At 68.1% G+C, this 14,067-nt stretch carries 12 protein-coding genes and 1 pseudogene; 3 read left to right on the forward strand and 10 right to left on the reverse strand.

From position 1 onward, the window contains the following. Nucleotides 1-143: 143 nt before the first annotated feature. The 5 genes from J8M50_RS24935 to J8M50_RS24955 all read right to left on the reverse strand — a co-directional run bounded on the left by J8M50_RS24935 (nucleotide 144) and on the right by J8M50_RS24955 (nucleotide 6,443). A complete protein-coding gene (locus tag J8M50_RS24935) occupies nucleotides 144-1,523 on the reverse strand; it encodes an APC family permease (protein WP_010359017.1) in 1,380 nt (459 codons plus the stop codon). 221 nt (nucleotides 1,524-1,744) lie between these two features. After that, the gene (locus J8M50_RS24940; protein ID WP_010359016.1) at nucleotides 1,745-2,728 is read right to left on the reverse strand and encodes a helix-turn-helix transcriptional regulator; all 984 of its coding nucleotides are present in this window, start codon (nucleotides 2,726-2,728) and stop codon (nucleotides 1,745-1,747) included. A gap of 737 nt (nucleotides 2,729-3,465) precedes the next feature. Further along, nucleotides 3,466-4,335: an alpha/beta fold hydrolase gene (locus J8M50_RS24945; protein WP_010359015.1), complete on the reverse strand. Its 870-nt coding sequence runs from the start codon at nucleotides 4,333-4,335 to the stop codon at nucleotides 3,466-3,468. Between the two features lie 134 nt (nucleotides 4,336-4,469). Further along, nucleotides 4,470-5,084, reverse strand: coding sequence for a TetR family transcriptional regulator (locus tag J8M50_RS24950; protein ID WP_029184486.1), 615 nt, complete (start codon nucleotides 5,082-5,084; stop codon nucleotides 4,470-4,472). A 435-nt stretch (nucleotides 5,085-5,519) separates the two neighbouring features. Beyond that, nucleotides 5,520-6,443: an alpha/beta fold hydrolase gene (locus J8M50_RS24955; RefSeq protein ID WP_223786262.1), complete on the reverse strand. Its 924-nt coding sequence runs from the start codon at nucleotides 6,441-6,443 to the stop codon at nucleotides 5,520-5,522. 134 nt (nucleotides 6,444-6,577) lie between these two features. On the opposite strand from J8M50_RS24955, the gene J8M50_RS24960 reads away from it, so the two are divergent. From J8M50_RS24960 to J8M50_RS24970, 3 genes are all read left to right on the forward strand, one after another. Continuing rightward, on the forward strand, nucleotides 6,578-6,955 hold the full coding sequence (locus tag J8M50_RS24960; protein ID WP_141655649.1) for a hypothetical protein: 378 nt from the start codon (nucleotides 6,578-6,580) through the stop codon (nucleotides 6,953-6,955). Nucleotides 6,956-7,302: 347 nt separating this feature from the next. After that, nucleotides 7,303-8,544: an IS256 family transposase gene (locus J8M50_RS24965; protein ID WP_059048641.1), complete on the forward strand. Its 1,242-nt coding sequence runs from the start codon at nucleotides 7,303-7,305 to the stop codon at nucleotides 8,542-8,544. 154 nt (nucleotides 8,545-8,698) lie between these two features. Then, nucleotides 8,699-9,406: an alpha/beta fold hydrolase gene (locus J8M50_RS24970; RefSeq protein ID WP_029184702.1), complete on the forward strand. Its 708-nt coding sequence runs from the start codon at nucleotides 8,699-8,701 to the stop codon at nucleotides 9,404-9,406. 46 nt (nucleotides 9,407-9,452) lie between these two features. Here the strand turns inward: J8M50_RS24970 and J8M50_RS24975 are convergent, their stop codons facing one another. The 5 genes and pseudogenes from J8M50_RS24975 to J8M50_RS24995 all read right to left on the reverse strand — a co-directional run bounded on the left by J8M50_RS24975 (nucleotide 9,453) and on the right by J8M50_RS24995 (nucleotide 14,036). Further along, nucleotides 9,453-10,025, reverse strand: a complete 573-nt coding sequence (locus J8M50_RS24975; RefSeq protein WP_010360717.1) for a TetR/AcrR family transcriptional regulator — start codon at nucleotides 10,023-10,025, stop codon at nucleotides 9,453-9,455. Nucleotides 10,026-10,553: 528 nt separating this feature from the next. Next, nucleotides 10,554-10,865, reverse strand: coding sequence for an AMP-binding enzyme (locus J8M50_RS50125; protein ID WP_223786330.1), 312 nt, complete (start codon nucleotides 10,863-10,865; stop codon nucleotides 10,554-10,556). Between the two features lie 69 nt (nucleotides 10,866-10,934). Next, nucleotides 10,935-11,782 (reverse strand): annotated as a pseudogene (locus tag J8M50_RS50130) (AMP-binding protein); the annotation flags it as partial. A 245-nt stretch (nucleotides 11,783-12,027) separates the two neighbouring features. Then, entirely contained in the window at nucleotides 12,028-12,939 is a 912-nt protein-coding gene (locus J8M50_RS24990; RefSeq protein ID WP_010360718.1) for an alpha/beta hydrolase fold domain-containing protein, read from the reverse strand. Between the two features lie 119 nt (nucleotides 12,940-13,058). Further along, nucleotides 13,059-14,036: a LysR family transcriptional regulator gene (locus tag J8M50_RS24995; RefSeq protein ID WP_078481541.1), complete on the reverse strand. Its 978-nt coding sequence runs from the start codon at nucleotides 14,034-14,036 to the stop codon at nucleotides 13,059-13,061. Between the last annotated feature and the right edge of the window lie 31 nt (nucleotides 14,037-14,067).

Below are 14,067 nucleotides of genomic sequence, written 5' to 3' on the forward strand. Positions count from 1 at the left end.
ACAAGGACGATGGGCTCACGGGGGGCCTTTCTGGTGGTGAAGGGGCTCGCCGGCGCCGGGCCGCGCCTGTGGCTCGCGCCTCGGCGACGGTGACGCGCCGCGTACCGGTGCCGAGTGCTGCCCTGCGGTGAGCGGGAATGCGGTCAGGCGTCGGAGGCGCTGAGCGAACGGCCGGTGAGCTTGAAGTACGCCGCCACGCCGAGGCCGATGACGAGCCAGCACGAGCCGACGATCTTGGCGTTGGAGTCCGCGTTCCACAGCGCGACCAGGAGGAGCGCGGCGCCGAGGATCGGGGAGACCCAGTGGACGAAGTAGCGGCGGCTGCCGCCGCGGACGACGAAGTGGGTGAAGACGCTGACGTGGAGGAGGATGTAGGCGGTGATCGCGCCGAAGGTCACCAGGGTGGTCAGCAGTCCCGACTGCTCCACGCCGAGGATGCCGACTCCCACCGACAGGAGCGCGATGAAGATCATCGCGTTGAGGGGGACCTGGTGCCGGTCGTTGACCCGCGACAGGAACTTCGGCAGCTGCCCGTCGCGGGCCATGCTGAAGACCAGGCGGGCGGAGGTGGCGTTGGAGGCGATGGTGTTGGCGAAGATCGCGATCAGGGCGGCGGTCAGCAGGAGGACCGTCTTGAACCAGCCCGCCATGGCCGTGCCCACCACGTTGTAGAAGGCGTTGTTGACCGGGTCGCCGTCGGCGAATTTCGTCCCGCTCGGGACCAGGATGCCGGCCACGAAGACCTGCACGACGAACAGCGCGGTCACCTGGTAAAGGACGATCATGGTGGCCTTGGAGACGGTTCTGCCGCCGCCCTCGGCCTCCTCGTTCAGTGTCGAGATCGCGTCGAAGCCGATGTAGCTGAGGGCGGCGACGGGGACCGCACCGAGGATCAGGGACCAGGAGCCGCCGTCGGCGGGGACGAACGGGTCGAGCGACAGATGGGCCTGGCCCTGGAGGATGAGCACGGCTGCCCAGACCAGGAACACGGCCAGCACGACCAGCTGGATGTAGAGGAAGATCTTGTTCATCGTCGCGGTGACGCTGATGCCCATGATGTTGATCAGGGCGGTCGCGGCGACGAAGATCACCACCCAGATCCAGGCCGGCACCCAGGAGACGACTCCGGTCATCGCGCTGGCCGCGAAGACACACAGCAGTGCGGGCAGTAGTAGGTAGTCGAGCAGGATGGCCCACCCGGAGACGAATCCGAGGAAGCGGTTGCTGCCCATTCGCACGTAGCTGTAGACCGACCCGGCGACGGGGAACCGGACCGCCATCTCCTTGTAGCTGATGGCACTGAACAGCATCGCGATCGCGGCCACCACGTAGACCGAGGCGACGGCGCCGGCGGACATGTTGTAGACGATGCCGAACACGGCGACGGGGGCGAGCGGCACCATGTAGATCAGGCCGTAGATGACGACGTCGGCCAGGCTGAGCGTGCGGGCGAGCTCCTGCTCGTAACCGAGTTCGTGCAGCCGGTCGCGGTCGTCATCCGCGCCGCTGGGTCTTTCGGGCACTGTCTGCGGAGCTTCTGGAGCGTTCAAGGCCGGGCCTCCTGAGGATGAACGAGCCCCGGTCGGCTGTCGGCGCCATGAGCGGCGACAGCGGGGTAGGACGCGGGGATCGGCAACAGCCGGCTCAGCGGGTGGGGGCCGCCATCAGCGCGGGCTTCTCTTCACCTCGAATATGGCGCCGGGCCACCTTGCGGCTCAATACGCATTCCTACCGACAGCAGCGGTCAGTGGTCCAGGCTGAGAATCCCCTCGCGCAGCGCCGACGCCACCGCGCCGGCCCGCGACGGCTGCCCCATCTTGTGGAGGATCCGCTCCACGTGAGTGGTCACCGTGCGCAAGGAGACGTCTCGCTGCGACGCCAGCTGCTGGTTCGAGAACCCCGCCGCCATCCCGTTCAGGATGTCGTACTCGCGCGGCGAGAGGGAATGGGGCAGGCCCGCTGTCGGCAGCTCCTGCACCAGTACGGCCGGCTCCGGCCGTCCCAGCGGATCGGCCACCTTCAGGACCTGCAGTGTGAGCCACCCTTCACTCGACGCCTGCAGCCCGGTGGCGGCGACCTGCGCCGAGGCCATGAAACGACGCAGAAAGCCGGTGAAGTCGGGCCGCGTGGGCGCGAGCGCCGGGGCGCACGACTCGACGGCCCAGGCACGGCCGGTGTGGTCGATCACGGTCGCGTTCGCTCCCGGCGGTATGGCGCACCCCGTGGTCTGCCGTCGAGCCACGTCGCACATCTGGGCCAGCGCGGGTGCCAGGGCCGTGAGGAGTTCGGCTGCGTCGTCGTGGAACGCGCCGCGCGCCGCCGCGGAGAAATGCAGCATGCCCGTGTACACACCGCTGTCCGAGAACAGGCAGGCGGTCATGCCGTCTTCGAAGCCGGCAGGTCTCAGCACCTCTTGGTACATCGGGGACCGTCGGTAGTCGCCCGGCATGTCGTCGATCCGCATCGGCAGATGCCGCTCCCGGACCGGCCGGTTCTCGGCGCTCGCCGCATAGCGGTCACCCAGTGCGGCAACCGTTTCATCACCGTAGGCGACCGCGGCGAGTGCGCGGTGCTCGCGGGCCATCGGGTCCCAGAGCATGAGGGCGCCGGCGTCGTGATGGGTCACCGGCTCAAGCAGCCTCAGCACCATCATCGCGGCCTCGTGCCGGTCACCGGCTCCGGCCGCGTAGGCCGCCTCGACCAGGACCCGGGTGTGGGATGGCTCCATCAGTGAATCCCTCTCGAAGCCGGACTACCCCACGCCACGATAGCAACGTCCTTCAAGGATCTGAGGGTGAGAGCTGCCGTTGCACATCGCGCTCACGGTAACCGCCTGGGAGGAGGAGTCGGCCGGTTCTGCTTCTGATCCCTTGGCTGCCGGGTTCACGGGATCCCAAGACACGGTCCGCAGCGCTGGGCCGGGAGCTGATGCCGGGCAAGGTCGAGCCGGTCCGAGGCCAGCTGCGCAAACTCGCGGACCGGAGCCGGACGCTACCTGCCGCGCTGACCGGTGACGACGGCAGCGGACCGGCCGATTCCCGCCGTAACACGAGGGCTCGACGAGACCGTTCCAGGGCGCGGCGCCCGCGGTGTCGAAGCCAGGTGAGTGCCAGCCGGACATGACAGTGGCGGCGCGGGCGTCGTAGTACACATTGGACTCGGGCAGCCGGAAGTTGACCTGCGTACCGCTGGTGCTGTTCGAGTAGCCCGGGTGGACGGTGTGCTTCCAGCCGGTGTCGCTGACCACCCGGGTGGCGTTCGAGCCGGCCTCGATGTCCGACTGCGCGAGAAGCCCTGCTTGCCGAAGTACCACACCAGCAGCGCCACTGTGTTGCCGCCGCTCTTCAGGTACGGGGCGAGGTCGATCTCGTCGTAGTAGGTGTCCACATTCGCATAACGTGTCACACGGGGAACGCCCAAAGGTTGTGGCGAGAAGGCTCGAATCGTCAAGGCAGCCGCTCAGGTTCAGGGCTCGAGGAATTCGAGCGCCCGGGGTACGAAGTCCTCGTGGCACTGGAAGACACCCCCGTGCCCGGCGTCCGGGTAGAGGGGGACGAGTTCGCTGTCGGGCAGGCGGGCGGCCAGGTCGAGTGTGTTGTGGCTGGGCACCATCCGGTCGTTCTCGCCGTTCGCCACCAGGACCGGTTGGCCGATGACCGACAGGTCGGACGGTGCCTGGCGGCCCCACCGTTTGACGGCCTTCAACTGGGCGCGGAAGGACGGCAGCGCGATGTCCTTGTCACGGTCGTGCGTGCGCTCCTTCAGCCGTTCCAGGAGGGCCCGTCCGGCCTGCCGGCCGCCTGCGGTGTCGGTGAAGAAGAGGGAGAGCTTGGGGTCCTGACGGGTCAGGGCGCCCTTGAGTGCGGCCTGGACGGCGAGTGCCGGGACCTTGTCGATGCCGGGGCCCCCGGCGGGGCCGGTACCGGCGAGGATGACCTTGCGGACGAGGTGCGGCTCCTGTGTCGCGATGACCTGTGCGATGAAGCCGCCCATCGACAGGCCGAACAGATCGACCTGGTCGAACCCGAGAGCCCGGATGAAGAGTACGGCGTCGCGGGCCATCGCCTCGATCGTGTCGGGTGTGACACCGCTCGATGCGCCCACCCCGCGGTTGTCGAAGGTGATGACCCGACGCCGTGCGGCGAGTCCGTCGACGACGCGCGGGTCCCAGTTGTCCAGCACCCCGGCCAGGTGCATCAGGAGGATGAGCGGTACGCCGTCCTCGGGGCCGAGTTCCCGGTAGACGAAGTCTTCGCCGCGAACGGACACGGAGCGGGTCGCCGCGTTGCTGTACGACGACGCCGAAGGAGAGGGGGAGTTGCGCGGGGTGTTCATGTCCAGGTCCTTCAGTAGCGGGTTTCAGGACGCTTAGCAATTGCATTACGAATGTAATGCTAAGTGGTCGGTCGGTGGGTCGCAAGTGGGGCTGTTCCGGGATGTTTCGGCCGTGGGGGAGAGTGACGTGCGGCTCAGGTGTGACGGGTGACCTGCGGTGAGTTCGGCGCTTCGATGCCCAGCAGTGCGAGGGCATTGTGGATGCCCTGCTCCAGGAGTTCATCGGCGAGCTGCCGGTCGGCCAGGGCCCGGGAGAGTTGCAGCGTCCCGGCCATCATGGCGTAGGCGCTGAGCGTCTTGGTGCGGACCGAGAGCGGATCCTCGGGTGCCAGGCGCGCGGCAATGCCGTCGGCGACAACCAGCACCCCGTCGGTGTATGCCTGCCGGGTCGGGTCCGCGCAGCGCCGGATCTCGTCCAGCAGGGCGGCGGAGGGGCAGCCGTCGTCGGGGCTGTCGCGATGCTGAGGGGAGAGGTACCACCGCACGATCTGCTCAAGGCCTGCGCGGCCCGGTGCCGCCTGCTCGACGATGCTCGCGTTCTGTGCCTGCAACTGGTCGGCCAGCGCGGTGGCCACGAGTTCGTCCTTCGATGTGAAGTGGGTGTAGAAGGCGCCGTTGGTCAGTCCGGCGTCCTTCATGAGGGTGGAGATGCCCGAGCCGTCGATGCCGTCCCGCTTGAACCGGCGTCCGGCTGCCTCGATGATCCGCTGCCTGGTCGCGTGCTTGTGCTCTTTCCTGTACCGCATCACACTCTCCGTAATTCAATGACTTCGAGACGCCGGCACCCGCCCGGCCGCGTGGTGCTGGTCCGTGTCGCTCCCGTGCCGGGGTGTCCCGTCCTGCGTAGACGGTCAAGGTGGCGGCGACGCGGCTGGGGCGTGTCCCTTGGTGCGGTGCAGGCGATCAATCGTCGGCCGTGTTGGTGGCGTCGAGGAGTGCAGGGCGCTTTCGCCGGGCTCGGTGGGGTGGATCCGGGCCGTGCTGCCTTCGGGCGGGCAGGGGAGGGGGGCAGGAAATGAAGCCGTACGGAATCGACCTGTTGCTTCGCATCCTCCGGCCCGCCAGGGGCATGCGGTCTCCGCGTCGACCGCGGGCCGACTGCTGAAACCGGACGGCTGTGGCGGCTCGCCAGTCGGAATGACGAACCGCCACGGTCCACAGGAGTGGCGCATGCGCCATCGACGCTACTCGTCGAGGAACTGAACAGCGTGCTTCAGGAATCGCTCGGGGTACTGGAACTGCGATGCGTGCCCGGCGTCGGGGTAGATGATCAGCTGGGCGTTGGGAATGTTCTGGGCGAGGTGCCAGGAGTGGATCGTCGGGATCATCACGTCGTCCACGCCGTTGAGAACCAGCGTCGGCTGGGTGATCGCGTTGAGGTAGACGAAGGGCGTCTCGCCCGGCCGCAGCGGCGAGTAGGCCATGACCGCTTCCACCTGCGCCATCATGAATTCGGGCGAGCTCGGCGGATCCTGGCCGGCCCGCTGGTGACGCCGCTCCCAGAAGGCCTTGCCCGCCTCCTGCGCCGCCTCCGAACGTCCGAAGAACAGGTAGAGGAAGTCCTCCAGGGTCGGGACCGGATGCGTCGCGACCTCTGTGAACGCCTTGGGGTCGGCGGCCACCTCTCCGCCGCGCACACCGGTGCCGATCAGGAGAAGCTTGCGTACCAGCTCGGGATGGCGCAGCGCGACCTCCTGAGTCTGGATGCCGCCGATCGAGAAGCCGAGCAGGTCGACCTGCTCCAGGCCCAGCGCCCGGATGACCGCGGCGATGTCGTCGGCCATGTCCTCGATCCGATTGCGTGGCGTGCCGGACGACGAGGCGAGGCCGCGGCCGTTGAACAGGATGACCTCACGCCCCTCGGCGAGACCGTCGGTGATCAGCGGATCCCAGTGGTCGAGGCCCCCACGAAAGTGCTGGACGAAGAAGAGCGGGACACCGGAGGGCTTCCCCCAGCGCCGGTAGGCGAACCGGTCTCCGCCGACCTCGATGTACTGAGTCGGTGCGGTCTCATGCGTGTCACTCATGGCCATGCCTTTCTGTAGTCGGCGAACTTTAGAATGATGGTCGTAATTTAAAAAGTCAACTGCTTGGATGTTGATCGACATCTGTGTGCGGTGGGCGGTCGAGCGTCGACAGGAGGGGTGGGTATGCGGGTCACCTGTTCCGCGAGCGCGGCTGCGACGGGGGCGGCATTGTGGCCGCGAACGGGCTCGCACGGACCGCGTCACTGGCAGAAGCTTTGGGCGTCACCGAGGTCGTCGAGTCGCATCTGCCCCGTGAGCATGGCGACGGGCGGGGTTCGGGCTGCACCGTTGCGGCCCTCGGGGGCGATACTGCACGTCAACCCGACGACATCAAGGCGCAGTTCACGGCCGGCATAGAGAGCCTGGCAACAGCCCTTCAGGCCGGAGGTGACGCCTTGCCGGACGCGGACCGGCGCACGGCACGCGCCACGGTGATCAATGTGCTGGCCCACTCGGTCGGCGCCATCGTGCTGTCGCGGGCGTGCTCCCATGGTTCTCCGTCGGCGGACGAGGTCCTCGACGTCTGCCGTGGGGCAATCCTCGCGTCACTGGGTCATGGAGACGGCGGTCGGCCGGCAGCGGAAGAGTCTTGAGCGGATCTCGAAGGGAACGGCGGGCCAGAACTGCCAGCGCCGTCGGAGGCTAAGCGACTGGCGCTGCCGGGGCGAACAGACGAAACTTGCCGCCCTCTTCGATCGCGGGCCGCGGAGCATGGGACGTGTCTCTTGACGTGGTGCAGGCGGTCGATCGTTTCGTCGTTGCGCCCCATGTTTTGCGGCGCCGATCGCGTCCCATGGAGTGGTGTAGCCGGGCCGCGACCCGGAACGCGCGGGTGTCTGCCCGGGGCGTGCATCCACTGGCGGTGCATGCTCCCTGAACAAGGGCAGGCCATCGCGCAAGTCTCCCTGGTGAACGGGCAGTTCAACCGGAGGAGCGCGCGATGGCCTTGTCCCAGTCTGAGCTGATGCGGCTGCTGGAGTCACTACGCCGGGCCGAGGGAGTTGAAGCAATCAGGGTGGTGTGCGAGCGCATCCTGCAGGAGCTCATCGAGGCCGAGGCCACCGAGACGATCGGTGCGGCCCCGGGCGAACGTTCCGAGACGCGCACGACCTGGCGCAACGGACACCGTGAACGTCTGCTGACCACGCAGGCCGGCGACCTGGACCTGAAGATCCCGAAGGTCCGGACCGGGTCGTTCTTCCCGTCCCTGCTGGAACGCCGACGCCGGATCGACCGGGCGCTGTTCGCCGTGGTGATGGAGGCATACGTGCACGGCGTGTCGACCCGCAGCGTTGACGACCTGGTCAAAGCCCTTGGAGCGGACAGCGGGATCTCCAAGTCCGAGGTCTCGCGGATCTGCGGCGAACTGGACGAGGAACTGACCGCGTTCAAGGAACGGCCACTGGATCACACCGTCTTCCCCTACGTCTTCCTGGATGCCACCTACTGCAAGGCGCGGGTGAATCACCGGATCGCATCTCAAGCCGTGGTCATCGCGACCGGGATCTCCGCCACCGGACACCGCGAGATCCTCGGGCTGATGGTCGGCGACAGCGAGTCGAAGCCGTTCTGGACGAAGTTCCTGCGTTCGCTGCGGGCCCGTGGCCTGGAGAACGTCCAGCTGGTCATCTCCGACAGCCACAGCGGGCTGGTGGCCGCGATCCGCACCGTCTTCCTGGGTGCGGCCTGGCAACGGTGCCGGGTTCACTTCGTCCGGGACGTGTTCTCGGTGATCGAGAGGGGCTCCGGGGAGATGGTCGCCGCCACTATCCGCACGGTCTTCGCCCAGACCACCGGCGAGCAGGTGCGCATCCAGTTGAACGTGGTCGCCGACATGCTCGGACGACAGTTCCCGCAGGTCAAGAAGATGCTGCTGGAGGCGGCGACGGACATCACAGCGTTCGCGGACTTCCCGCCGGCGCACTGGAAGAAGATCTGGTCGACCAACCCTCTGGAACGGCTGAACCGGGAGATCAAACGACGGGCCGACGTCGTCCAGGTCTTTCCCAACCCCGCCGCCCTGCACCGACTCGCCGCCGCGGTGCTGGCCGAACTCCACGACGAGTGGCAGGTCTTCGACCGCCGCTACCTCTCCGAAGCCTCCATGGCCGAGCTCCTCACCATGCCGACCCCGCCCGAACCGCAGATCGCGTCACAACCGGAACCGAAACAGCTGCCATGACTACACCACTCAGCGGGACATGACCGCGGCGCCCCTGGCCTTCGGCTCGCGGAGTGCATCCGCGGCTGGGGGATTGCAGGTACTGCCTGCGGTCTTACGTGCATGAAGGCGGTGTCGCCCGCTCGCAGAAGACCCGTATCCGAAGGGCACGACCGTGAATGACTCGCATGAGGTTCGGGGCGACGTGGTGACGTCGTACAAGAACGCGCCGACCCGTACCGTCACGGCTGGGGGAGCGGCCTCCGCCTACCGCGAGCTCGGTCCCCGCTCAGGCGTCCCGGTCGTTTTCCTCAACCATCTCTACGGGGCCCTCGACAACTGGGACCCCCGTGTCGTCGACGGCATCGCCGCCAAGCACCATGTCATCACGTTCGACAACAGGGGTGTCGGTGCTTCCACCGGCTCGACGCCGCGCACCATCCAGGGGATGGCGAAGGACGCCGTCACCTTCATTTTCATTCGGGCCCTGCTCACCTTCCAGGATCCGAAGCAGTTCCTCTTCTTCACCCGCACGGCCAACGGGCGCCGGGCCGGCAAGGAGTTCCTGGCCCGCCTGAAGGAGCGCACCGTCGACCAGGACAAGGCAGTGTCACCGATCGCCTACAGCAACCAGCTCAAGGCCATCCACCGCTGGGGCCTGGAGAAGCCCCACGATCTCTCCGTCGTCCGGCAGCCCGTGCCTGTCGCCAACGGCGATGGCGACAGGATGGTTCCGTCGAAGAACTCGTACGACCTGGCCCGGCGACTGCCCGACGCCGAGCTGGAGATCTACCCCGACGCCGGCCACGGCGGCATCTTCCAGTTCCACGGTCAGTTCGTGAAGACAGCCATCGCGTTCCTTGAACGCCAGAACGGGCAGTAGGAACCGAAGCGCGGTCGGCGCCCTGGTGGGGATCTGGCCGCCCCCGTCAGTCCATGAAGGCCAGGGCGTTCTCGATGCCCTTCTCCAGGATTTCGTCGGCGAACTTCCGGTCGGCCAGGGCGCGGGACAGCTGTAGCGTCCCCGCCAGCATGGTGTAGAGCCCGATGGCCTTGCCGCGGGCGGACTGCGGGTCCCCGGGTGTCAGGTGGGCGGCGATCTCGTCCAAGATGCTCCGCGCGCCGTCGGTGTAGGCCTGCTTGGTCGCGTCTCCGCAGCGGCCGATCTCGTCGAGCAGGGCGGCGGAGGGGCACCCCGTGCCGGGATTGTCCCGGTGCTCGGGCGACAGATATTCGCGAATGAGGTCCTCGAGTCCGGTGCGGCCGGGTCGCAGGGCGTCGTACTCCGCGAGCTGCGTGCGCAGTTGGTCGGCCACGACGTTGGCCACGAGGTCGTCCTTGGAAGTGAAGTGGGCGTAGAAGGCGCCGTTGGTGAGCCCTGCGTCCGACATCAGCGTGGAGACGCCCGAGCCGTCTATGCCGTCCTGCTTGAACCGGTGGCCGGCCTTCTCGAGGATCCGTTGCCGCGTCACCTGTTTGTGTTCCTTGGCGTAGCGCACCACAGGCTTCCTCCGTTCGCTCCACAGGGTCGTTGCTTCGTACTCAAGCGTAAGCCATGGTCTGTCATGCGTAATATGATGGCACTGGAGGCTTCGACCCGGTCGGCGACGCCGCGGCATGGAACGCCGGCGGCGAGGTGAAGCGGCCGTGTGTGCTGAGGTGCCCCGGGCGGTGATTCCCCCGGGCACCTCGCTTGTCGTCAGGCGGGAACTGGTGCACCAGGTAGCCGTTGGCTGCGGTGGCGGCGCGGAACTGAAGGATCATCCGCAGTTGGATGGGGCACTTGCCGTGGCGGATGGCGTTCGTCATCAGTTCGCTGACCATGAGTTCGGTGGCGAAGGTCAGTCACGCAGCAGGGCGACGGCGGTTTCGAAGGGGGGTCCGTCCAGAGCCAGGGGTGGGCCGACCGGCAGTTCCGTGAAGTCGACCGCGCGGGCGGTGGGGCCGGTGCCGCCGACGGTCGGGCATTACCCACAAGGGAGCAACGGCGTGGAACATGTGCACCGTGGTTCAGGTTCCGGGGCAGCTGTTCACGGCGTGTGACGGTCGCGGCGGAGAACCGGGCGAAGGGTTTCGATGACGCCGGGGTTGCCCACCGTGGAGGGGATGGGTTTGTCACGGCCGTCGGCGATGCCGCGCATCGTCTTTCCCGAGCGGGTCTTGGGCAGGGCCGCCACGACCGCGATGTCCTTGAGGGCGGCGACGGCGCCGATGCATGTCCGGACGAGCTGGACGAGTTCGACCTCGACCTCGGTCGCGTCGCGGCTGATGCCGGCTTTGAGGACGACGAAGCCGTGCGGTACCTGTCCTTCAGGGCGTCGGCGACGCCGATGACGGCGCATTCGGCGACGTCGTAGCGGGCGGGTGGGCGAGCCTGGTTTGACCGGGGCGGCCTCGATGCCGACAGGGTTGGCGACGATGGGCCAGCCGGTTTCGGTCTGCCACCAGTGGTCGATGACCGGGATGCCCAGGAGATCGCTCGCCCAGTGATAGGTCTCGGGGGCGAGGCGCTCGTCGGCGAGGAGGAGATACCGCAGGCCGGTCAGGTCGTAGTCGGCGGTGAGCGTTCCCTCCGGGTTCTCCTTGCGGATGGCCCGGAAGGTGGTGGGGGCCGTGAACATGGTCTTGGCCCGGTGCTCGGAGGCCACGCGCCAGAAGGCCCGCGTCCGGGGTGCCGACCGGCTTGCCCTCGTACAGCACGGTGGCGCCGGCGAGCAGGGGCCCGTAGACGATGTACGAGCGTCGGAGCCGGTGAACATGGTCTCGCCGGGGCCCATGTCGTAGACGGTGCCCATCGACCAGCGCAGGGCGACCGCATAGCCGCCACAGCCGCGGACGACTCCCTTGGGGTTTCCGGTCGTTCCGGACGCAACGCAGTCGGCCGGGGACGCGGCAGCGACCAGAGTGGCCCAGCCGAGATCGTCGGGACCCAACTCGGCCAGCCCCTGCGGGCGTTGCAGGATCACACTCTTCCGGGGCTTGTACGCGATGACCCGCTTGCCCTCGACGCCGCAGGAGGCGGAGACGACGACTTCGGGGGCCGCGTCGTCGATACGCAGGGCGAGTTCGCGGGGGCGAAGCCGCCGAAGACGACGGAGTGGACCGCGCCGATCCGTGCGCAGGCCAGCATCGCGACCACGGCTTCGGGGACCGTCTGCATGTAGATGACGACCCGGTCGCCCTGTTCCACGCCGAGTCCCGTCAGCGCTCCGGCGAAGGCTGCCGTCTTGTCCCTCAGCTGCGCGTAGGTGTCGGTCACGGGGGAGTCGTGGACGAGCGCGGGCTGTTCGCCCCGGCCGGCCTCGACGTGCCGGTCGAGCGCGTTGAAGCAGACGTTGAGCCGCGCGTAGGGAAACCAGCGGCGGAACGGCGTGCCCGAGGAGTCAAGGGCGCGGCGGACACAGGTACCGCATGCGTGTGTGGTCGAGCAGGATGCCGGTGATCGGTGGATCAGTCACCGGCATCGCGGTGATGCGGCGGCCTGACGTCAGGCGTGGCTTTCGCTCACGCGCCGAGGTGCGTGCGCAGCCACTGGCCCATCTGCCCGATGGCCTGGTCCACCTCGGGCACGCGGCCCGCGCCCATGATGAACGAGTGCTGGCCCTCGGGAAGGCCGTGGGTCTCGGACGTGACCTTGGAGTCGGCGAGCCGGCGCCCGAGGTCGGCACCGTCGTCGGCGAGGGTCTCGTACTCGCCGTAGTAGACGAGCGTGGGCGGCAGGCCGGTCAGGTCGGCGTTGGCGATGCTGACCCGGGGGTCGGCGGGGTCGATGGCGGGGTCCTGCACCCAGGCTCCGCGGAAGAACTCGAGGGTGGCGCGGCTGAGGATCTTGTCGTTCTCCTCGTTGGCGTCCACCGACTTGTTCTGGAGGGTGAGGTCGGTCCAGGGCGAGACGCTGACGATCGCACCGGGGGCGGGCTCGCCCTTGGCCAGCAGGCGCAGCGGCAGCAGGATCGCGAGCGTGCCGCCGATGGAGTGGCCGGTGCTGCCGATGTTCCGGGGCTCGTAGCCCTGGGAGAGCAGCCACCGGTAGGCCGTCTCGACGTCGTCGAGCTGCGCCGGGTAGGGGTGCTCCGGCGCCAGGCGGAAGTCCACGACCAGGGAGCGGACTCCGGCAGCCTTGGCGATGTGGCCGGCGGCCTTGCGGTCGGAGTGCATGGAGGCGGCGACGGATCCGCCGAAGTGGAAGTGGAGCAGCGCCTTGTCGGGGGCGGCACCCTCGGGGATGGCCCAGAGGGCGGGTACGCCGTCCGCGTCGACCTCGGCGTAGGTGACGCCTTCCGGTTCGGTCGACGCCTTGTGGTGCGAGTCGATGACGTCGCGGACGATGCCCAGGTCGAGCCCTGGTGTCTCGGCCTTCGCAGTCACGCTGGCGAGGAACTCCGCGAACTCGTGTGCTTCCTTGCTGACGCCCATGAGGGTGCTCCTTCTCGGACGGGTGCCGTGCGGGGTTCCCCGCGGCAGCTGGGTCGATGTGCTGTCCACGACGCTACTGGCTGAGTATAGAAAAGTAAACCTAGGTGGTGAAGTCATCCTCATGGACGCGAGCAGGCCCTTGGGGGCATTGGCGTGGACCCTCGCTCGATCCGGGCACGTCGAACCGCCCGAACGAGGGGGCCCTTGAGATGGCTGAGGACCGGCGGCCGTGAGGGACGGCTGTCCTTGCCGCCGGGATTCTGTACTGCGTGTGGCGGAAGGCGAGTTCGGAACCTTGGGGTCGGACGGCCGGTGTTTCGCACCTTGTGCAGCCGGGTGGTGGCGACCTGGAGAATGGGATGAGGCGAGGGTGGGTGCCTCGGCCGAGCACGGTATGTGGCACAGGACGTGCTGCTGACATGTGTCGCCACCCGTTGCGCAGGGTGCTGTGTCGGGTGCCTGGCGAATGAACGCGGACGAGAAACCGGGTACAGGACCTGAAGCCCCGCAGGGACCTCGTGAAAGCTGCGCGCGCTGAAGCCGCTGGCGTGTGTCACCGCCTCGCGGCGGACGGCCAGGGTGAGGGGGAGCCGGATGTCGATCTCGTCGGCGAGCAGTCGGCGCAGTCGCGTCCGCTGAGTCAGGAAGGCCGGCAGGACGCCGATGGTGCACGCGAGATCGAAACCGGACGGGCGTAGGGCCAACTGCCGTGTCGTGGTGATGAGTTCGGTCTGGAGCCGGGGATGCCGGCGGCGCAGCCGTACCAGGGCGGGGGCGCCGAAGCCGTCGGGCGCGCTGACACGCACCGTACCGTGCAGGGGTGGCGAGTCCTGGCCCGCAACGGTGTCGACGACGTGCTCGATGGCGCGTGCGTTCTCCGGGACGGCACGCCCGATGTCCGTCAGCGTCCAGCCTTCGGTACCGCGCTCGATGAGACGCAGGCCGAGGCGCTTTTCCGGCGCGGGGATATGGCGGGACACGGTGGTGTGGTCCACGCCGAGAGCGTCGGCGGCTGTCACCGGGCGTCCGGTGCGGGACACCGCGAGTCTGCGCGTCAGGAACCGGCCCAGTGCGCTCAACGCCCTGACGATAGGCATGGTCGCCGCCATCGACCGTGCGCGCGGCGTG

The sequence above is a fragment of the Streptomyces acidiscabies genome (genome assembly GCF_020010905.1).
Taxonomy (GTDB): domain Bacteria; phylum Actinomycetota; class Actinomycetes; order Streptomycetales; family Streptomycetaceae; genus Streptomyces; species Streptomyces acidiscabies.